This window comes from Nonomuraea sp. NPDC049714 (genome assembly GCF_044465295.1).
Classification (GTDB): domain Bacteria; phylum Actinomycetota; class Actinomycetes; order Streptosporangiales; family Streptosporangiaceae; genus Nonomuraea.
Genome location: NZ_JBITLM010000009.1, coordinates 330,792 through 352,923 on the forward strand (window position 1 = coordinate 330,792; position 22,132 = coordinate 352,923).

Sequence of the window (22,132 nt, forward strand, 5' to 3'; positions counted from 1 at the left end):
TATCGACCTGGGCGAGGGTCTGACTGCCGTCGGGCACGTCGACGACGAACGAGGCGAAATAGCGGCCCGCCGCGTCTTTGACGACCGTCACGCTAGAAGGCGGAGCGGGGAGCTCGCGCGACCACCGCACCTCGATCTCACCGATCTTCGCCAGATACAACGCATCACCGGCACCGCCGGGGCGAAGCCTGAACGCGGTGGTGGTGAACCGGGCCGACTGCAACTCCGGGCGCTGATCCGCGCTCGATCGTTCTTCCACGCGGCTTTACGCCGGGCCGGCCCGTCGTTCCACACCGCCCGGACACACCCGAACAACCGAGCCAGGCGCGCCCGCTGGGGCGCGTCCGGATACAGCCGATAGTTGTAGCGCAGCTTCACCGAGCACAACCCCTCTGCATGACTACGCAACGCAACAACTGACAGTGTGCAATAGATCGCACACGTTCTGCGAACTCGAACATACTAACGACTACTCCATGGCCACGCCTGACGCATACCGACGCGGCATATATCGACCGACAACGCCGACCGACGTTGACGTCCGTGGTCCGCGCCAGGCGCTCCTGGCTGCCCCGCCTACGGCGGGCCATCCCCTGACGGGAACCGCATTCATCCCCAGCCTGAAGGCCAGGGCGTTCTACGGACCTCCGGTAAACTCGTATGCGAACGCGGACAAAGGTGATTAACTACGGCTCACGGGGTGATACGCGCGGGGTGATCCATGGCCAGAACTCGGCCTACGAATCGATGATGCCCAGGACCAAGTTTCCGGGGAAGGGCTCAATCTCTCGTGTTGAGGAAGTGGCGCACTGTGCAGACCACCGAACGTCCACGGACAGCCGCGACGGCCAAGAACCCGCTGGTGAGCGGTCGTGTCCTGGGTCCTCTTGAACTCGCCGGCCCACTCGGCACCTTACGTCCCACTGCGGGAAAACATCGGGTGTTGCTCGCCGGACTAATATCGCGGGCCAACTCGGTGGTGCCGGTGAATGATTTGATCAGGTGGCTTTGGGACGACTCCCCGCCGATTACCGCCAAAGAAACGTTCTATGTCTATCTCATGCGGCTGCGGAAAGAGCTGGCACACTCCGTTGGCGGCGGGGTCGGGATTCACACCGAGGGCGGTGGTTACCGGCTCACTCTGGGCCAGGACCGGGTGGACGTCCTGGTCTTCCGCCAACTCGTACAGCAGGCCCTGGAAGAGGAGCGGCAGGGGCGGCCGGCCGCGGCGGTCAAGATGTTGCGCCAGGCCGAGGAGTTGTGGCGGGGGCCCGCGTTCGTCGACGTGCCGTCCGAGGCGCTGCACCGTGACGAGGCCATCCGGGTCACCGAGGATTGGGCCCGCGCGGTGGAGCACCGGATCGACCTTGAACTGAGCATCGGCTTCCACAGTGACCACATCGGCGAGTTGCGCGAGCTCACCGTTCGCTACCCGTTGCGCGAGCGATTCTGGTGGCAGCTCATTTTCGCGCTTTATCACGACAACCGCCAGGTGGAGGCGCTGGACTGCTATCGGGAGGCCCGCACGCTGTTCATGGAGGAGTTCGGCCTGGAGCCCGGCGAGGAGCTGCAGCGGCTGCACCAGCAGATCTTCGACCATGAGGTGCCGGCCAAGCCCATCGAGCTGACCGGCGCAGGGGACGAGGTGCGGCCCGTACCCGCCCCGGCCTCCTGGGTGCCACAGTGCCAGCTGCCGCCGGACACGGCCGACTTCGTCGGAAGATCCGATGAGATCCACCGGATCGAGAAGTCGCTGGTCCCGAGTACGGGGCGGACGGCCGTACCGGTCGTGGTGATCTCGGGACCGCCGGGCGTCGGCAAGAGCGCGCTGGCCACGCGGGTCGCCCACCGGTTGCGGCGGCTGTTCCCCGACGGCCAGTGGTACGCGCAACTGTCGGGCTCCAAGGCCGGGGAGGTGACCGAGGACGCGCTGAGCGCCCTGCTGCAGCTGTCCGGGGTGGACCCGCACAGCGTGCCGGGAGGCGCTCTGGCACGCTCGGCCGCCCTGCGGGCCCGGCTCGCCGACCGGCGGGTGCTCCTCATCCTCGACCAGGCGGCCAACCTCGACCAGGTGCTGCCGTTCATGCCCAACGATCCCGGCTGCGCGGTGATCGTGACCAGCCAGCGCATGATGGCCGGCCTGCCCGGTGCCGTTCAGCTGAACCTCGGGGCGCTGCCCTGGCACGAAGCCGAGGAGTTCTTCACCGGGCTGGTGGGGCAGCGCGTCAGGGACGAGCCGGACGCCATGCGCGAGATCGTCTCGTTGTGCGGCCGGCTGCCGCTGGCCCTGCGCATCGCCGGCGCCCGGCTGGCCAGCAGGCCGGACACCCACCTGGCCGACTTCGCGTGCAAGCTACGCGATCGGCGGCGGCTGGACGAGTTGCAGACCGTGTCGATGGAGCTGCGGGCGGGCCTGGAGCTGAGCTACCTGGCGCTCTCCGAGGGCGCCCGCCGGGCGTTCCGCATGCTGGGGCTGCTCGACGGGTCCGACTTCCCCGAGTGGGTGCTCGCCACGCTGCTACGGCAGAAGGAGGCGGAGTTGCCGCTGGAGGAGCTGTTCGTGGCGAGCCTCCTCGCGCCGGCCGGACGCGACCGGACGGGGGAGCCGCGCTATCGGATGCACGACCTGCTGCTCGTGTACGCCGCCGACCTCGCGGCCATGGACCCGGAGAGCGAGCGGCGGGCCGCCCTGCGGCAGTTGCTGGACGCGTTCCTGCAGATCGAGCTGGCCGCGTGGAGCAGGAACCCGCGCGTCCTATGGGGCCGCCCACCGGGGGCGCCGGCCACGCCCACCAGCGCGCCGCTGTCCCAGGACCGGCTGGCGCGCCTGCTCGCGCGGCCGCTCGCCTTGGACGAGTCGATGCGGCAGCTCGTGGTGTTCCTGGTCGAGCGGGCCAGCGAACTCGGCTGGTACGAGGACGCGGGCCGGCTGGCCGGGCTCATCTGCGTCACCACCGACGCCGACTTCAACCGCATGCACCAGGCCGTCAAGACCGCCGCGTACGCGGCCGGGGACGAGCAGGTCTGGCACCAGGCCGAGTTCGCCCTGGCTCGCCGGCTGGTGCACCAGCGGCCCGAGGAGGCCGTACGCCGACTGACCGCGTGCCTGGAAGCCTTCCAGCGGTTCGGCGCGCAGCACGCCGAGTGCCACACGCTCGTGTGGTTGTCCATGTGCCACACGATGACGGACCAGGTGCTCCTGGCCCGCAGGTTCGCCGCACGTGCCTTGACCCTGGCCAAGACGCTGGACCAGGACACCGCCCGGACGCTGGCGGTGCCCGACTTCGTCTCGGCGCTGGCCACGGACCGCCACCGGCCCGAGGTGCTGTCGTCGTTCCAGCGGGCGTGGGAGACCGCCGAACGGCTCGGCGACTCGGCACACCAGTGGATGGTGCTGAACGGCTTCACCAGCGCGGCCCGCGATGCCGGGGACCTGGAAAGGGCGGTGTGGGCGGCCGAGCGTGGCCTGGCCCTGTCGGAGACGTACGGGGAGGGGCAGGCGTCGGCCTGGATGCTGGTCCAGCTGGCCCGCGTACGGCTGGACCAGGGCGATCTCGCCCTGGCCACGGCCGCGGCGGAGCAGGCGCAGGAGATCTACGCACGCGACCACGACCAGCACGGGGCCTCGGCGACGGACGAGATCCTGCGGCGCATCCACGCCAGGAGCGCCCCCTGCCCGTGAGGGTCCGTGAGGGTCCGTGAGGGTCCATTACGGTTCGGGAGGGTCCATTACGGTTCGGGAGGGTTCGTGAGGCCCTCGCCGTCAGGACGCCGAGAGCTGGTACGCGGCGGTCAGGACCGCGCCGAGCTGGGCGCCGACCAGCTGGGCGATGGGGACCGGTGTGCCTGTCGCGTCGGCGTCGGCCTCGTCCGCCCAGGTCTCGAACAGGCCGTCGAGCGCCTGGCCGGCGGATCGCATCGCCGGTGAACTGTTGCCGACGGCCAGCTCCCCGGCGATCAGCCGCAGCGCGCTCCCGCACGTACGCAGGCGCAGGGTGTGGGCGGTCTGCTGGAACGAGAGCTGTTCCGCGACGCTGCCCCGCGCGTCGCCGGCCCGCTCGGCGTGACTCCTGAACGCGGCAGCCAGAGCCGCGCTCGTCCGGCGCAGGTCGGTCAGGGAACGGGCGAACGGCGAGCCGGGCACCGCCAGGGAGACGAGGGCCGGGTCGGCGAGGGCGCCGATGCGGGGAGAGATGTCCGCCAGCAGTGCGGCCGTGGCACGCAGCAGGTCGGCGCGCCGCACCCCGCAGTCCGTGTCCTCGCCGCTGCGCGGGTCGGCCCACATCGGAACTTCGACGATGAGCGAGAAGGTGCCGTGGCGGGCGGCGTAGTGCAGGCTGGAGGCGCCCATCAAGGCCGTCTCGGGGCCGTCGCCGCCGGACACCGCCTCGCCGGCCACGTTCGCGGACGGCACGACGTACACGCCGGGGGCGATGCTGCGCGCGCCCGGAATGTCGGCGTCGCCGGTCTGCACAGGGATGCCCGTGTACGTGGACAGATGGGTGAGCGCCTTCGCCATGCCCGGGCGCTCGTCGCTGACGTAGTAGTACACGCCGCCGAACTCGGCGTTGTGCAGCGAGCACATCAGGGCCGGGCGGAGCTCGTCGATCACGTCCGCCAGCGCCTTGGTCTCCGGCATGCTCAGCTCGCCCTGCGGGTCGCCATGGTGCGGGAACGTCCATTCGACCTGCTCGTCGAAGGGCGGCCGGTAGTGCCGGCGCCCGTAGTTCCTGCGCGTCAGCGGGCCGGCGAACCAGCCCTCGTTGAGCCGGGCGCCGTCGGGGTCCACGCAGCCGATGAAGTGCCAGGTGTGGCCGAGACGGAGGTCGTCGTCGCGGCAGAGCAGCTCGGCCAGGTAAGGGACGGTGAGGAAGCCGACAGGCTCGTTGGGGTGCGGGCCGGCGAACACGAGGACGGACCGGTCCCCGGATCCCACGCTGACCAGGTGGATCGGCTCGCCCAGCCGGGAGAAGCCGACACGGCGGCGGCGTACGAGGCGCGGATGGCGGGCCGCGAGGCCGGCCAGCCGGCTCTCCACCTCGTCCGGGCCGGGGTAGTGGTCCTCGTACGGGATCTCGCGCAGGATCGAGGCGATCTTCAAGGAAGCCCTCCAGGAGGTCATGGGTATGCGTACCGCGCGCGGACGAGGGCGTACGCGACCGCCTGGTCCAGTGCCTGCCAGGAGGCGTCGATGATGTTCTCGGCGACGCCGACCGTGGCCCACTCGGTCGTGTCGTCGCTGGAGGTGATGAGGACGTGGGTGACGGCGTCGGTGCCGTGGGTGCCCTCCAGGATGCGGACCTTGTAGTCGACCAGTTCCACCTTGGCCAGCTCCGGGTAGAGCCGCTCCAGCGCGAACCGGACGGCCTTGTCCAGGGCGTTGACCGGGCCGTTGCCCTCGCCGGTGGCGATGATCCGCTCGCCCTTGGCGTGGAGCTTGACCGTGGCCTCGCTGACGAGCTCGCCGCCCTTGGTGTGCTCGACGATGACGCGCCAGGACTCGACCTCGAAGTGCCGCCTGCGCTCGCCGTGGACGGTGTCACGCAGCAGCAGCTCGAACGAGGCGTCCGCGGCCTCGAACGTGTAGCCCTTGGACTCCAGGTCCTTGACCCGGCCGACCAGGGCCTTGGTGTGCTCAGGGGTGAGCTCGTAGCCGAGCTCGCGGCCCTTGAGCTCGACCGACGCGCGGCCGGCCATGTCGGAGACCAGCATGCGCATGTCGTTGCCGACGGCGGCCGGGTCGATGTGCTGGTAGAGGTCGGGGTCCACCTTGATGGCGCTGGCGTGCAGGCCGGCCTTGTGCGCGAACGCCGACGTGCCCACGTAGGGGGCGTGGGAGTTGGGGGTGACGTCGGTGACCTCGGTGATCGCGTGCGCGATGCGGGTCATGTCGGCCAGCGACTCCTGCGGGACGAGGTCGAAGCCGCGCTTGAGCTGCAGGTTGGCGACCACGGTGAAGAGGTTGGCGTTGCCGGAGCGCTCGCCGTAGCCGTTGGCGCAGCCCTGGACGTGGGTCGCGCCCGCCTTTACCGCGGCCAGCGTGTTGGCCACCGCGCAGCCGGTGTCGTCGTGGCAGTGGATGCCGACCCGGGCGCTCGTGTCCACCGCGTCGAGGACGATCTCGGCCAGATCGTCGGGCAGCATGCCGCCGTTCGTGTCGCACAGGGCGATGACGTCGGCCCCGGCCTCGGCGGCGGTCCTGACCACCTCCAGCGCGTACGCCGGGTTGGAGGTGTAGCCGTCGAAGAAGTGCTCGGCGTCGAGGAAGACTCGCTGTCCCTCCGCACGAAGGTGAGAGACCGTGTCGCGGATCATCGCGAGGTTCTCCTGGAGAGTCGTGCGGAGGGCCAGCTCCACGTGCCGGTCGTGACTCTTGGCGACAAGGGTCACGACCGGCGCGCCGGATTCGCGCAACGCGGCCACCAACGGGTCGTCGGCTGCCTTCACCCCGGCCCGGCGGGTCGCACCGAACGCGGCGAGCTGCGCGTGCTTCAGGTCGAGCTCGGTGCGGGCCCGGCTGAAGAACGCTGTGTCCTTGGGGTTGGCGCCCGGCCAGCCCCCTTCGATGAAACCGACGCCCAGCCCGTCCAGGTGGCGCGCGACGGCGAGCTTGTCGGCAACGGTGAGGTTGAGTCCCTCCTGTTGCGCGCCGTCCCGCAGCGTCGTGTCATATACGTGGAACCGGTCGTCGGCCATCCAACACTCCTCACCAGGTCATGGCGATCCCGTCAGGTGTCCCCTGATGGACCGCGTCCCGCCCGTGACGGCGTCATACGAGTTCTTCTCCGCGTGCCAGGTTGCCCTTGGGAAGCGAGGCGAACACCACGACCGCGCTCAGGACCGCCAGGAGGCCGCCGACGATCATGCTGACGTGCATGCCGTCGACGAACGCGGTGCGGCCGATCTCCAGCAGCCTTTCCACCTCGGCCGGGCCGACCATCGCGGCGGCCTGGGTCAGGGCGTTCACCGACTCCGACGACAGCTCCGCCACGTTCGCCGGGTAGCCGCCCAGGCCGGCGAGCACGTTGTTCGCGTACACCGAGGCCAGCACGCTGCCCAGGACGGCCACGCCGAGCGCGCCGCCGATCTGCCTGGCCGAGTTGCCGGCCGCGCTGCCCACGCCGGCCAGGGCCGGCGGCACCTGACTGAGGCTGGTGGCGATGGCCTGCCCCACCGTGAGACCCGCGCCGAGCCCTGTGAAGCTCAGGCTCGCCCCCACCAGCGGGTACGTGGTGAGCGTGTCCGCCGCGGCCAGGATGAACATGCCCGCCCCGATCAGGATGAGCCCGACCGCGATGACACCCCGGCTGCCGATCTTGGTCGCCATCGGGCCCGCGACCAGGCTGGCCAGGGTGAACAGCAGCGCGAGCGGCACCAGGCCGAGCCCGGCGTTCAGCGGCGTGTACCCCAGGACGCCCTGTAGGTACTGCGTCAGCACGAACATGATGCCGGTGAAGACGAAGAAGCTGAGCGCCGCCGCCATCGAGCCGACCACGAACGTGCGTACGCGCAGCAGCCCGAGGTCGAGCACCGGCGCGGCGGCCGTACGCTGCCAGGCCAGGAACGCGGACAGCAGCACCACGCCCGCCACCGCCGAGACGATGGTGCCCGGCGACGCCCAGCCCAGCCGTGGGCCTTCGATGATGGCGAACAGCAGCGTCCCGGTGCCGAGCGCGGACAACAGCACGCCCGGCACGTCGAGCCCGCGCCCGCCGGCCGCCGGCTGCCGCTTGATCAGCAACTGCGCGCTGATCATCGTGATCAGGACCAGCGGGATGTTGATGAGGAAGACCGACCCCCACCAGAAGTGGTTCAGCAGCCAGCCGCCCAGCACGGGGCCGAGCGGAAGGCCGAGCACGGTCATGGCGCTCCAGATGCCGAACGCCTTGGGCCGCTCCTCCTTGGGGAAGCTGACCGTGACCAGGGCGAGCGAGGCCGGGAGGATCCCGGCCCCGCCCAGACCGAGCAGCGCCCGCCAGGCGAGCAACTGCCCCGTCGTCGTGGCCAGCACGCACAGGAGCGACGCGACGCCGAAGATCAGCAGGCTGACCTGGAGCAGGCGCTTGTGCCCGTACTGGTCACCGAGCCGCCCGCCGATGAGCATGCAGGCGGCGAAGGTGAGGATGTACGCGTCGCTGATCCAGGCGAGGTCACTGCTGGTGGCGTTCAGGTCCGCCGCGATCGACGGCAACGCGACGTTGACGACCGTCGCGTCGACCTCCACCACGGTGACCACAAGGCACAGGACGGCCAGCACCCACCATCGTTGCGGGTTGGGCCGGTCGGCAGCCTCAGGGGCGTCCGTTCTCTCCTGCGACGTTTCCTTGGGCTTCTGCCCTTTTTCGGACACCGATTTCACTCCTGATTTTCTGGGGGCGGGCCTTTACCAGGCGACGGGAAGGTCCCATACGCCATAAAGACCGGCATCATGCTTGAACGAGATCTCGTCGAAAGGCACCGCGGGCCGGATGGTGGGCAGCCGATCGATGAGTGTTTCGAAGACGACTTCCAGCTCGATCGTGACGAGGTGCTGGCCCAGGCACTGGTGAATGCCGTGGCCGAAGGTGAGATGGTTGCGGGGGTTCCGCGTGACGTCGAATTTCGCGGCTTCGGGATAGGCCGTGTCATCGTGGTTGGCGGCGGCGATGAGCGTCATGACGCCGTCGCCGGCCTTGATATGTCCGCCGCCTAATTCGACATCCTCGTCGGCCACCCGGGCGACTCCGATATCGGAGATGGACAGGTAACGCAGCATCTCCGCGACCGCGCTGGGAATGATTTTCCTGTTGGTACGCAACTCCTCCATCTGGTCGGGGTACTTGAACAGCATCAGGACGCCGAGCGTGATCATGTTCGAGGTGGTCTCGTAGCCGTCCACGAGCAACACCACCACCGTGGCCACCATCTCGTCATGGGTCAGCGCCTTGGTCTCGGCGTTGTTGGCGACGAGCTTGCCCAGCAGGCCGTCGCCGGGATTGCGCTCCTCTTCGAGCAGGCGCCGGTCCACGTAGTCGAACAACGCGTCCAGCGCGCCCTTCACTTCGTCGACCTTCGTCGTCCGATTCGTCAGCACTTGGCTGAATTTCTGGAGAAACCCCTGGTCGTCGTACGGCACGCCGAGCATGTCACAGATGATCCGGGCCGGCACCGGCATCGAGAAGTTCGTCACCAGGTTCGCCGGCTGCTGCTGCTTCTCCAGGTCGGCGAGCAGTTCGTTGACGTGGCCCCGGATGGCCGGCCGCATGTTCTCGATGGCCCCCGAGGTGAACGGCTTGACGAACAGCCTGCGGTACGCGGTGTGCTCCGGCAGGTCAAGCCGGTTCATCATGCGTACTTTCTGCATCAGATGCCGGTGCGGCATGAGAATGGGGAAACCGGGCTTCCTGCTGTCCGCGCTGAACCGCCTGTCAGTGAGCACGGTGCGGACGTCATCGAAACGCGTGACGATCCAGCAGGTGCTGCCGTCCGGCAGGCGAACCTTGGAAACCGGCTCATTGTCGCGCAGCCGGGCGTACGTGCTCGGAGGCTCCAGCGGGTTCTCCCGGCGTACCGGGAAGTCCATCAGGGGCTGCTGGTCGATCGACATTTCTTTTCTCCTCAGATGGATTTCTTGCTTTCTCCGGCAGGTCGTCAGTCGCGGGCCAACTGCGCGACCAGCGAAAGCGGTCTCAGATCCGTCCAGTGCTCATTGATGTAGTCGATGCACGCGCCACGGCCGTCCTTTTCCTTGACCACCTCCCAGCCGTGCGGCACGTCCGCGAACGCCGGCCACAGGGAATGTTGTCCTTCGCTGTTGCGCAGGACCAGGTATTCGGCGTTCTCGTCATCGAGCGGATTAGCCACGGAAGGCCTCCTTTCCTCGGGTTCTCTCCAGTTCCTGGGAAACGACCTGGCCGATCTCGGCGGCCGGGCCGGGCTGCATCATCGCCCCGTGCCGGCAGCCGATCTCCACGTCCATGACCTGGCCGTCGATGTAGGGGACCCAGCCGGCCACCGTCGGCGAATCCGCGTGCCGGCCCTCGGTGGCCACGAAGAAGAGCAGGTCGCCGTCGTACCTGTCGGGGGTGAACGTACGGACCAGCTCGATGTTGTTGATCCAGGTGTCGATGAGGTTCGAGATCTGGTCGTGGTCGAGGAATCGCAGGGAATCCACTTCGGTGTTCACGATCTCCATGAACCTGCCGCGATCCATGGCCGGCCTTTCCGCTTCTGGGACCGGGCGGCCGAGGTCGTCCAGGATCAGCGCGAGCGCCTCGTTCTCCGGCACTCTGCCCGCGTCGATGTGGTATTCGCTGCCGGGGTAGGAGTCGAGGATCGCCAGCAGTGCCACTGTCTCGCCCTGCTGGGACAGTTCCGTCGCCATCGCGTACGCGACCAGGCCGCCGAAGGACCAGCCGAGGAGGTGGTAGGGGCCGGACGGCTGCACGCTTCTGATCTGGGCCACGTAGTCACGCGCCATGGCCTCCACGCTCGGCGGGGACAACCGCGGGTCGGTCAGACTGCGGGCCTGGATCGCGTACAGCGGGCGAGAACTGTCGATGGGACCCAGGAGGCTCGAATAGGACCAGGCGAACCCCATGCCGGGGTGGACGCAGAACAAGGGCGGGAGCTGGCCTGACGGGCGCAGGGGCAACAGGACATCGAAGGGGTTCCGCTGACTGCCCGCGGTGGTGACCGCCCTGGCCAGCGTGGCCACGGTGGGGCTCTCGAACAGGTCGCGGACGGTCAGCTCGGTTCCCATGACGTCACGGACGCGGCTGATCAGGCGGGTGGCCAGGAGGGAGTGGCCGCCGAGGTCGAAGAAGTTGTCATGGATGTCGACGGCCGGCAGGTGCAGGACCTCGGCGAAGAGGCCGGCGAGGATCTCTTCCGCGGGGGTGCGGGCGGCGCTGTGTCCTGTGGTGGCGTAGACGGGGGCGGGCAGGGCCGTTCGGTCGACCTTTCCGTTCGGGGTGAGGGGGAACGCCTCCAGCGCCGTGATCGTGGCGGGCACCATGAACGCCGGCAGGTGGGCGGCGAGCTCGGCACGGAGCTCGGCGCTGGTGGGATGGTGGCCGGGGGCCGGGACGACGTAGGCGATGAGCTGTTTGCCCCGGGTGTCGTCTTCGCGGACGATGACGGTGGATTGGGCGATGCCGGGCAGTTGGTCGAGGGCGGCTTCGATCTCGCCGAGTTCGATGCGGAAGCCACGGATCTTGACCTGGTCGTCGGTGCGGCCGAGGAACTCCACCTCTCCTTCGCCGGTCCATCGCACCAGGTCGCCGGTGCGGTACATGCGCTGACCGGGGCCGCCGAAGGGGTCGGCGATGAAGCGCTCGGCAGTCAGGTCGGGGCGGTCCCAGTAGCCACGGGCCAGCCCTGTGCCTGCCAGGTACAGCTCTCCTGCGACGCCGGGTGGCGCCAGCCGCAGCCGCTCGTCCAGCACGTATGCCCGCAGTCCGTCCATGGGGCGGCCAATGGGGACGTTGCGTGCCTGTTCGGAGACAGCGGACCGAAGCGGGTGATAGGTGGCGAAGGTGGTGGTCTCGGTCGGCCCGTAGACGTGCACAATGCGGGTGCCGGGCAATACGCGAGCTGCGGCGCGCATGGTGGCGGCCGACACGAACTCGCCACCTGTCCAGATCTCGGTGAGCGTGTCCAGGCCACGAGGCTCGTCGTCGATGAGCGTGTTGAACAGCGCAGTGGTCACGAAGGCGGCCGTGATGCGGTGTTCGGCGATGGTGTCGGCCAGTTGAGCGGGCTCAGCAGGACCCGGTGGCGCCACCACCACCGTGCCGCCGTTGAGCAGCGGCACCCAGATCTCATAGGTGGAAGCGTCGAACGCGTGCGGCGAATGCATCAGCACCCGCTCGTGTGCACCGTTACGCCAAGCCCGGTCTGCGGCGAGGGCGACCACATCGGCATGAGTGACGGCCACCCCCTTCGGAGCGCCGGTCGAGCCCGAGGTGAACATCACGTAAGCCAACTGATCGCCACGCGCGGCCTTCAGAACCGGAACCGGCTCGGTGCGCTGCTCCCGGGCGTCGACCAGCATCAAGGACACGTCGAGTTCGGCCGCCCGCTCCCGCATGACCAGGTCGGTGAGCAGAAGCGGAGCGCCGGTGTGGTCGAGAACCCAGCGCATGCGCTCAGCGGGGAAGCTCGGGTGGAGGGGGACGTAAGCGCCGCCGGCCTTGAGGACGGCCAAGGAAGCGACGATCACCTGCGGCGAGCGCTCCATCAGCATCGCCACCGGCGTCTCGATGGTGACTCCGGCGGCGATCAGCCGGGCGGCCAGTTCGTCGGCATGCGCGTTCAGTTCGGCGTACGACCACTCGGTCCCCTCGCCGGACAGCGCGATCGCGTCGGGAGTCTTGTGCGCTTGTTCGGCGAAGGCCTGGACGATGGAGGTGCTGGGCTGGTTGGGGTGGCCGGTGCCGATGCTGAGCAGGTGGTGCCGTTCATCGTCGGTGAGCAGCGCAAGGTCGGCGATCGGCTGGTCGGTGTCGGCCACCACCATTTGCAGGAGGTGGGCAAGGCGCTCGGTGAGCGCTTGGGCGGTCTGACGGGTGAACAGGTCGGTGTTGTATTCGAGATGTCCGAGGATGCCGTTGCTGTGATGGTCGGCATCGAAGTGCTCGACCAGTTCCACCGTGAGGTCGAACTTGGCCGTGCCCGGATGGACCGGCCGGGCCCGGGTGTGAAGGTCCCCGAAGTCGCTGCCGGCCTCGACGGCAGTGCGATAGGCCAGCATGACCTGGGCCAGGGGGTGCAGGCCCAGGGAGCGGGTGGGGTTGAGTTCCTCGACCAGCCGGTCGAAGGGCAGATCCTGGTTGTTGTACGCGGCCAGGTCGATGTCACGGACCCGATGCAGCAATTCCTGGAAGGTGGGATCACCGGAAACGTCCACCCGCAGGACCAGGGTATTGACGAAGAACCCGATCAAATCATCCAGAGCTTCGTCCACACGACCGGCAACCACGCTGCCGATCGGGATATCGGTGCCCGCACCCATCCGATGCAACAAAGCAACGAGGGCAGCGTGCATCACCATGAAGACACTCACCCCATGCGCACGAGCGAGCTCCTGAATTCGGATATGCGTCTGCGCGTCAACATGGAACTCGATGACCTCTCCTCGGCCGGTGGGACGAGTCGGGCGAGGATGGTCATAGGGCAGAGCGAGTTGTTCTGGTGCGCCGTGTAGCGCCTGAGTCCAGAAAGCCAGCTGGTCGTGGAGGAGGTCGCTGTCGAGCAGGTTACGCTGCCAATCGACGTAATCGGCGTAACTGACCGGCAGCGGCTCCCACTGCGGCGGCCGCCCAGCCGAGCGAGCGGCGTAAGCCGTGGCCAGGTCACGGGCCAACGGCTCCAAAGACCAGCCATCAGCGGCGATGTGATGAATGACCAGCAACAACGTGTGACGGTCCGGCGCGTGAGTGAACAGATGAGCCCGAAGAGGCACCTCACGCTCCAACGCGAACACCCCCGACACCGCCTCCGCCAACTCACCCTCATCCCGAATCAGGCGGATGTGCGCAGGAAGGATCTGCTGGTACGGCTGCCCCTCGCGCACCGGATAGATGGTGCGCAGGGGCTCATGCCGCCCGACCACATCTCCCAGTGCTCGCTCCAACGCCTGAACATCGATGGAGCCGGTGATCTCCAACGCCAGAGGAATGTTGTAAGCGGCGCTGGGACCCTGAATCTGGTCGATGAACCACAACCGTTGCTGAGCGAAAGACAGCGGCAACACATCGGTGTCACGTGATTGACGGCGGATAGGCGGCCGGACCGGAGTGTTGTCATCCAGGCGCGTGGCCAACGCGGCCACCGTCGGCGCCTCGAAGAGGTCACGAACCGTCAACTCACGATCCAGACTCCGCCGCACCCGGCTGATCAACCGGGTGGCCAAAAGCGAATGCCCACCGAGATCGAAGAAATTGTCATGGACATCGACGGCCGGCAGGTGCAGAACCTCGGCGAACAGACCGGCGAGAATCTCCTCAGCCGGGGTGCGGGCGGCGCTGTGTCCCGTGGTGGCGTAGACGGGCGCGGGCAGGGCGGCCCGATCGATCTTCCCGTTCGGCGTGAGCGGGAACGCCTCCAACACCACGATCGCAGCCGGCACCATGAACGCCGGCAGGTGAACACCCAAATCGGCCCGCACCTGCGCGCTGGTGGGCTGGTGGTCGAGAGCGGGAACCACATAGCCGACGAGCTGCTTGCCGCGGGTGTCGTCCCGGACGATGACGGTGGATTGGGCGATGCCGGGCAGCCGGCTGAGGGCGGCTTCGATCTCGCCGAGTTCGATGCGGAAGCCACGGATCTTGACCTGGTCGTCGGTGCGGCCGAGGAACTCCAGCTCCCCCTCGCCGGTCCATCGCACCAGGTCGCCGGTGCGGTACATGCGCCGACCGGAGTCCCCGAAAGGGTCAGCGATGAAACGCTCAGCGGTCAGGTCGGGGCGGTCCCAGTAGCCGCGAGCCAGCCCCGATCCCGTCAGGTACAGCTCTCCTGCGACGCCGGGTGGCGCCAGCCGTAGCCGCTCGTCCAGCACATAAGCCCGCAGCCCGTCCATGGGCCGGCCGATAGGGACGTTGCGTGCCTGCTCCGGGACAGCTGACCGAAGCGGGTGATAGGTGGCGAAGGTGGTGGTCTCGGTCGGCCCGTACACATGCACAATCCGAGTGCCGGGCAACACCCGCGCAGCGGCACGCATGGTGGCGGCCGACACGAACTCGCCACCCGTCCAGATCTCGGTCAGCGTGTCCAGACCCGACGGCTCATCATCGATGAGCGTGTTGAACAACGCAGTCGTCACGAACGCAGCCGTGATCCGATGCTTGGCAATGGTGTCAGCCAACTGAACAGGCTCAACAGGACCCGACGGCGCCACCACCACCGTCCCGCCGTTCAACAACGGCACCCAGATCTCATACGTCGAAGCATCGAACGCATGCGGCGAATGCATCAGCACCCGCCGATGCGCACCATTACGCCAGACCCGATCCGCCGCAAGGGCGACCACATCAGCATGAGTGACGGCCACCCCCTTCGGAGTGCCGGTCGACCCCGACGTGAACATCACATAAGCCAGCTGGCCGGCCGGGGCCTGGCGGTCAGCGGCCACCGGCACCCCACATCCCGCCGAATCGCCGTCGACCACCAACATCGGCCGACCCAGCCCGGCCGCCCGCTCCCGCATGACCAGGTCGGTGAGCAGAAGCGGAGCGCCGGTGTGGTCGAGAACCCAGCGCATGCGCTCAGCAGGAAAGCTCGGATGGAGCGGCACATAGACGCCACCGGCCTTGAGCACCGCCAAGGAAGCCACGATCACCCGCGGCGAACGCTCCATCAGCATCGCCACCGGCGTCTCACTGCCGACCCCGGCCGCGATCAGCCGGGCGGCCAACTCATCCGCGTGCGCGTTCAGTTCGGCGTACGACCACTCGGTCCCCTCGCCGGACAGCGCGATCGCGTCGGGGGTCTTGTGCGCTTGTTCGGCGAAGGCCTGGACGATGGAGGTGCTGGGCTGGTTGGGGTGGCCGGTGCCGATGCTGAGCAGGTGGTGCCGTTCATCGTCGGTGAGCAGCGCAAGGTCGGCGATCGGCTGGTCGGTGTCGGCCACCACCATTTGCAGGAGGTGGGCAAGGCGCTCGGTGAGCGCTTGGGCGGTCTGACGGGTGAACAGGTCGGTGTTGTATTCGAGATGTCCGAGGATGCCGTTGCTGTGATGGTCGGCATCGAAGTGCTCGACCAGTTCCACCGTGAGGTCGAACTTGGCCGTGCCCGGATGGACCGGCCGGGCCCGGGTGTGAAGATCCCCGAAGTCGCTGCCGGCCTCGACGGCAGTGCGATAGGCCAGCATGACCTGGGCCAGGGGGTGCAGGCCCAGGGAGCGGGTGGGGTTGAGTTCCTCGACCAGCCGGTCGAAGGGCAGATCCTGGTTGTTGTACGCGGCCAGGTCGATGTCACGGACCCGGTGCAGCAATTCCTGAAAGGTGGGATCACCGGAAACGTCCACCCGCAGGACCAGCGTGTTGACGAAGAACCCGATCAAATCATCCAGAGCTTCGTCCACACGACCGGCAACCACGCTGCCGATCGGGATATCGGTGCCCGCACCCATCCGATGCAACAAAGCAACTAGGGCAGCGTGCATCACCATGAAGACACTCACGCCATGGGCACGAGCGAGCTCCTGAATACGAAGGTGCGTCTGCGCGTCAACATGGAAATCGACAACGCCACCCCGCCCAGAAGGAGTCGACGGACGTGGCCGGTCGTAAGGCAGGTCTAACCGTTCGGGTGAGCCGTGCAAAGTGCGGCTCCAGAAAGCCAGCTGCTCTTGGAGGAGGTCGCTGTCGAGCAGGTCACGCTGCCAATCGACGTAATCGGCGTAACTGACCGGCAGCGGCTCCCACTGCGGCGACCGCCCCGCCGAACGAGCGGCGTAAGCCGTAGCCAGATCACGGGCCAACGGCTCCAAAGACCAGCCATCAGCGGCGATGTGATGAATGACCAGCAACAACATGTGGCGGTCCGGCGCGTGAGTGAACAGATGAGCCCGAAGAGGCACCTCACGCTCCAACGCGAACACCCCCGACACCGCCTCCGCCAACCCACCCTCATCCCGAATCAGGCGGATATGCGCAGGAAGCACCTGCTGATACGGCTGCCCCTCCCGCACCGGAAAGACCGTACGCAGCGGCTCATGCCGCCCGACCACATCACCCAGCGCTCGCTCCAACGCCTGAACATCCACCGAGCCAGTGATCTCCAACGCCAGAGGAATGTTGTAAGCGGCGCTGGGACCCTGAATCTGGTCGATGAACCACAACCGTTGCTGAGCGAAAGACAGCGGCAACACATCGGTGTCACGTGACCGCCGACGAACAGCTGGACGCCCCCGGTTGTTGCCGTCCAGCCGCGTGGCCAACCCGGCCACCGTCGGCGCCTCGAAGAGGTCACGAACCGTCAACTCACGATCCAGACTCCGCCGCACCCGGCTGATCAGGCGGGTAGCCAGGAGGGAGTGGCCGCCAAGGTCGAAGAAGTTGTCATGGATGTCCACGGCCGGCAGGTGCAGAACCTCGGCGAACAGACCGGCGAGGATCTCCTCGGCGGGGGTGCGGGCGGCGCTGTGTCCCGTGGTGGCGTAGACGGGCGCAGGCAGGGCAGCTCGATCGATCTTCCCGTTCGGCGTGAGCGGGAACGCCTCCAACACCACGATCGCAGCCGGCACCATGAACGCCGGCAGATGGCCAGCCAGTTCGGCACGAAGCTCGACACCAGTGAGCCGGTGACCGGGAGCCGGAACGACATACCCGATCAGCTGCTTGCCCCGCACGTCGTCATCACGCACGACCACCACCGACTGCACCAGACCAGGCAACCGATCAAGCGCCGCTTCGACCTCACCCAACTCGATACGGAAGCCACGAACCTTGACCTGATCATCAGTGCGCCCCAGGAACTCCAACTCCCCCTCGCCGGTCCACCGCACCAGATCCCCCGTGCGATACATACGCCGACCAGACTCACCGAAGGGGTCGGCGAGGAAACGCTCGGCCGTCAGATCAGGACGGCCCCAATAACCGCGAGCCAACCCCGACCCCGCCAGATACAACTCCCCAGGCACCCCGGGTGGCACCAGCCGCAACCGCTCATCCAGCACGTAAGCCCGCATCCCCCTGATGGGCCCGCCGATGGTGGGGGCTGACGTGGGAGAGAGGGGCCCGCTCATCGCGGCGCACACCGTGGTCTCGGTCGGGCCGTACGCGTTGATCATCTGGCGGTTCACCGCCCAGGCGGCGGCCAGCTCGGCAGGGCAGGATTCGCCGGCCACGATGAGCGTGGTGACGCCGGCAAGGCCGTGATCAGCGAGTTGCGTCAACGCCGACGGAGGAAGGGTGACGTGCGTGACCGCGTGATCGCTGACCAACTCGGCCAAGGCCTCTCCCGGCAGCAGCCGCTCGGGGGCGGCGACCACCAGCGTGGCTCCGGTCAGCAGCGACATGCAGAATTCCCAGAACATCGCGTCGAAGCTCGGGGAGGCGAACTGCATCACCCGGCACCCCGGCCCCAGCGCGAACGCCTCGGCCTGCGACCGCATCAGGTTCGCCGTGCCGGCATGCGGCACCACCACACCCTTCGGCCGACCTGTCGAGCCGGAGGTGTAGATCACGTACGCGGCACTGCCCGGCGAAACCGGGCCGCCCGTCACGGCCGACGCCGGATAGATGTCGGGCAGCCGGTCCACCAGAACCATCGGGTGCCCATCCGGCAGCTGCGCGGCGGAGGCGGAGGTGGTCAGGATGAGAGCCGGTTCGGCCTCCTCCAGCATGTACGAGATGCGCTGTGGCGGATAGGCCAGGTCAATGGGCAGATAGGCACCGCCGGCCTTGAGTGTCGCCACGATGGCGACCACCATCTCGACGGACCTCGGCACCGCCATGGCGACGACCTGCTCGGGGCCGACGCCATGCGCGACGAGGCAGTGCGCGAGACGGTTCGCGCGGGCGTCGAGTTCGGCGTACGTCAGCCGCTCATTCTCATGAACGACCGCCGGCTCGTCGGGAACGCGCGCCACCTGCTCCGCGAAGAGCTCGACGAACGTGCTTTCCCGACCGACCGACTCCGCCCGGCCCCAGGCACCGAGCATGAGGCCGCGTTCGTCCCCGGAAAGAACCTCAAGGTCCCCGACCGGCGTATGCACATCGCGGATCGCCGAATCAAGCAGGAGCAGCAGCCGTTTGACCAAATCCTGCGCGGTCTCACGCTCGAACAGGTCCACGTCGTATTCGAGGCGACCGGCCAGCGCGCCGCTGTCGTGGTGCTCGGTCAGCTCGAAAGTGAGGTCGAACCTCGACACCCCAGCATGGACCTGCGTCAGCTCCGTCTGCAGACCGGGCAGGTCGAGCGTCGGCTGTCCCTGGCTGTGGTAGGCCAGCATGACCTGGGCCAGGGGGTGCAGGCCCAGAGAGCGGGTGGGGTTGAGTTCCTCGACCAGCCGGTCGAAGGGCAGATCCTGGTTGTTGTACGCGGCCAGGTCGATGTCACGGACCCGATGCAGCAATTCCTGAAAAGTGGGATCACCGGAAACGTCCACCCGCAGGACCAGCGTGTTGACGAAGAACCCGATCAAATCATCCAGAGCTTCGTCCACACGACCGGCGACGACACTGCCGATCGGGATGTCGCTGCCGGCACCCATCCGATGCAGCAAAGCGACTAGGGCAGCGTGCATCACCATGAAGACACTCACGCCATGGGCACGAGCGAGCTCCTGGATACGAAGGTGCGTCTGCACGTCAACATGGAAATCGACAACGCCGCCCTGCCCAGAGGGCGCCAGCGGACGTGGCCGGTCGTACGGCAGAGCGAGTTGTTCTGGTGCGCCGTGTAGCGCCTGAGTCCAGAAGGCCAGCTGGTCGTGGAGGAGGTCGCTGTCGAGCAGGTTACGCTGCCAATCGACGTAATCGGCGTAACTGACCGGCAGCGGCTCCCACTGCGGCGGCCGCCCAGCCGAGCGAGCGGCGTAAGCCGTGGCCAGGTCACGGGCCAACGGCTCCAAGGACCAGCCATCAGCGGCGATGTGATGAATGACCAGCAACAACGTGTGGCGGTCCGGCGCGTGAGTGAACAGATGAGCCCGAAGAGGCACCTCACGCTCCAACGCGAACACCCCCGACACCGCCTCCGCCAGCCCACCCTCATCCCGAATCAGGCGGATGTACGCAGGAAGCACCTGCTGGTACGGCTGCCCCTCCCGCACCGGATAGACCGTGCGCAGCGGCTCATGCCGCCCGACCACATCACCCAGCGCTCGCTCCAACGCCTGAACATCGATGGAGCCGGTGATCTCCAACGCCAGAGGAATGTTGTAAGCGGCGCTGGGACCTTGAATCTGGTCGATGAACCACAACCGTTGCTGAGCGAAAGACAGCGGCAACACATCGGTGTCACGTGACCGCCGACGAATAGACGGACGAACAGCAGTATTACCATCCAGCCGCGTAGCCAACGCGGCCACCGTCGGCGCCTCGAAGAGGTCACGAACCGTCAACTCACGATCCAGACTCCGCCGCACCCGGCTGATCAACCGAGTGGCCAAAAGCGAATGCCCACCGAGGTCGAAGAAATTGTCATGGATGTCCACGGCCGGCAGGTGCAGAACCTCGGCGAACAGACCGGCGAGAATCTCCTCAGCCGGAGTGCGGGCGGCGCTGTGTCCCGTGGTGGCGTAGACGGGCGCAGGCAGGGCGGCCCGATCGATCTTCCCGTTCGGCGTGAGCGGGAACGACTCCAACACCACGATCGCAGCCGGCACCATGAACGCCGGCAGATGGTCAGCCAGTTCAGCACGGAGCTCGACACCAGTAGGCCGACCACCAGGAGCCGGAACGACATACCCGATCAGCTGCTTACCGCGCACGTCGTCATCACGCACGACCACCACCGACTGCGCCGAAGCAGGCAACCGATCAAGCGCCGCCTCGACCTCACCCAACTCGATGCGGAAGCCACGGATCTTGACCTGGTCGTCGGTGCGGCCGAGGAACTCCAGCTCCCCCTCACCGGTCCACCGCACCAGGTCGCCGGTGCGATACATGCGCCGACCGGAGTCCCCGAAAGGATCAGCGATGAAACGCTCAGCCGTCAGGTCGGGACGGTCCCAGTAACCGCGAGCCAGCCCCGACCCCGTCAGATACAACTCCCCAGGCACCCCCGGCGACACCAGCCGCAACCCCTCATCCAGCACATAAGCCCGCAGCCCGTCCATGGGCCGGCCGATAGGGACGTTGCGTGCCTGCTCCGGGACAGCGGACCGAAGCGGGTGATAGGTGGCGAAGGTGGTGGTCTCGGTCGGCCCGTACACATGCACGATCCGAGTACCGGGCAACACCCGCGCAGCGGCACGCATGGTGGCGGCCGACACGAACTCGCCACCCGTCCAGATCTCGGTCAGCGTGTCCAGACCCGACGGCTCATCATCGATGAGCGTGTTGAACAACGCAGTCGTCACGAACGCAGCCGTGATCCGATGCTTGGCAATGGTGTCAGCCAGCTGAACAGGCTCAACAGGACCCGACGGCGCCACCACCACCGTCCCGCCGTTCAACAACGGCACCCAGATCTCATACGTCGAAGCATCGAACGCATGCGGCGAATGCATCAGCACCCGCCGATGCGCACCATTACGCCAAACCCGATCAGCCGCAAGGGCGACCACATCAGCATGAGTGACAGCCACCCCCTTCGGAGTGCCGGTCGACCCCGACGTGAACATCACATAAGCCAGCTGATCGACACGCGCGGCCTTCAGAACCGGAACCGGCTCGGTGCGCTCCTCCCGAGCGTCGACCAGCATCAGGGGCACGCCCAGCTCAGCCGCCCGCTCCCGCATCACCGGATCGGTCAGCAGAAGCGGCGCCTGCGCATGAGTAAGGACCCAGCGCATGCGCTCAGCGGGAAAGCTCGGATGGAGCGGCACATAGACGCCACCGGCCTTGAGCACCGCCAAGGAAGCCACGATCACCTGCGGCGAACGCTCCATCAGCATCGCCACCGGCGTCTCACTGCCGACCCCGGCCGCCACCAAACGCCCCGCCAACTCATCAGCGTGCGCGTTCAACTCGGCATACGACCACTCGGCACCCTCGCCGGACAGCGCGATCGCGTCGGCGGACCTCCGTACTTGGGCCTCGAATGCCTCCACCACCGTGGCAGGAGCAAGATCCAGGGCCGCCACCCGGACGCCCCGCTCCAACCGCCACACGAACGCGGTCAGCCCGCTCAGCTCGGCGTCGGCATGCAGGGAGATCCGCTGCCGATCCAGCGCATCGGGCGCCATCCCGGTGGCCGCGTACCATTTCTCGGCCACGCGCTGAGCCAGGTCGTCCAGTGTCTCCTCGCCGTGGACCCGTACCGAAAAAGGCAGGGACGTCTTGGCGTCCTCGGAATCCGCACGGAACACGATCTCGGAAAGTTTCGACGTGCGGTGCAAATAGGCGGCGACAACGGCCAGAGCCGCGCAACGACGACCGGCAGGTTCGGTCAGGAATATCTCCCCCGGGCTCCTTTCCTTTATTGCCGATTCGGCCATGACAACGGCAGAGTGAATCACATTCCCCAGAGCCATCCCCGT

The 22,132-nt window shown here is 67.5% G+C and carries 8 protein-coding genes; 1 reads left to right on the forward strand and 7 read right to left on the reverse strand.

All coding sequences use genetic code 11. The features are described from left to right. Nucleotides 1-87: 87 nt before the first annotated feature. Nucleotides 88-378, reverse strand: coding sequence for a helix-turn-helix domain-containing protein (locus ACIBQX_RS32985; RefSeq protein WP_397011440.1), 291 nt, complete (start codon nucleotides 376-378; stop codon nucleotides 88-90). A gap of 682 nt (nucleotides 379-1,060) precedes the next feature. Between ACIBQX_RS32985 and ACIBQX_RS32990 the strand changes: the two genes are divergently transcribed. Next, a complete protein-coding gene (locus ACIBQX_RS32990) occupies nucleotides 1,061-3,682 on the forward strand; it encodes a BTAD domain-containing putative transcriptional regulator (RefSeq protein WP_397011442.1) in 2,622 nt (873 codons plus the stop codon). A gap of 81 nt (nucleotides 3,683-3,763) precedes the next feature. On the opposite strand, the gene ACIBQX_RS32995 is transcribed toward ACIBQX_RS32990, so the two are convergent. From ACIBQX_RS32995 to ACIBQX_RS33020, 6 genes are all read right to left on the reverse strand, one after another. Beyond that, nucleotides 3,764-5,101, reverse strand: coding sequence for a M14 family zinc carboxypeptidase (locus ACIBQX_RS32995; RefSeq protein WP_397011444.1), 1,338 nt, complete (start codon nucleotides 5,099-5,101; stop codon nucleotides 3,764-3,766). A 17-nt stretch (nucleotides 5,102-5,118) separates the two neighbouring features. After that, nucleotides 5,119-6,696: a citramalate synthase gene (cimA, locus tag ACIBQX_RS33000; RefSeq protein ID WP_397011445.1), complete on the reverse strand. Its 1,578-nt coding sequence runs from the start codon at nucleotides 6,694-6,696 to the stop codon at nucleotides 5,119-5,121. A gap of 73 nt (nucleotides 6,697-6,769) precedes the next feature. Then, a complete protein-coding gene (locus ACIBQX_RS33005) occupies nucleotides 6,770-8,350 on the reverse strand; it encodes an MFS transporter (RefSeq protein WP_397011447.1) in 1,581 nt (526 codons plus the stop codon). 33 nt (nucleotides 8,351-8,383) lie between these two features. Continuing rightward, nucleotides 8,384-9,586 carry a cytochrome P450 gene (locus ACIBQX_RS33010; protein ID WP_397011449.1) on the reverse strand — a complete coding sequence of 401 codons (1,203 nt, stop codon included), beginning with the start codon at nucleotides 9,584-9,586 and terminating at the stop codon, nucleotides 8,384-8,386. 44 nt (nucleotides 9,587-9,630) lie between these two features. Further along, nucleotides 9,631-9,843 (reverse strand): MbtH family protein, encoded by a 213-nt coding sequence (locus ACIBQX_RS33015; protein ID WP_397011451.1) that lies wholly within the window; start codon nucleotides 9,841-9,843, stop codon nucleotides 9,631-9,633. Further along, on the reverse strand, nucleotides 9,836-22,126 hold the full coding sequence (locus tag ACIBQX_RS33020) for an amino acid adenylation domain-containing protein (RefSeq protein ID WP_397011453.1): 12,291 nt from the start codon (nucleotides 22,124-22,126) through the stop codon (nucleotides 9,836-9,838). Before ACIBQX_RS33020 ends, ACIBQX_RS33015 begins: the two co-directional genes overlap by 8 nt. Nucleotides 22,127-22,132: the final 6 nt, after the last annotated feature.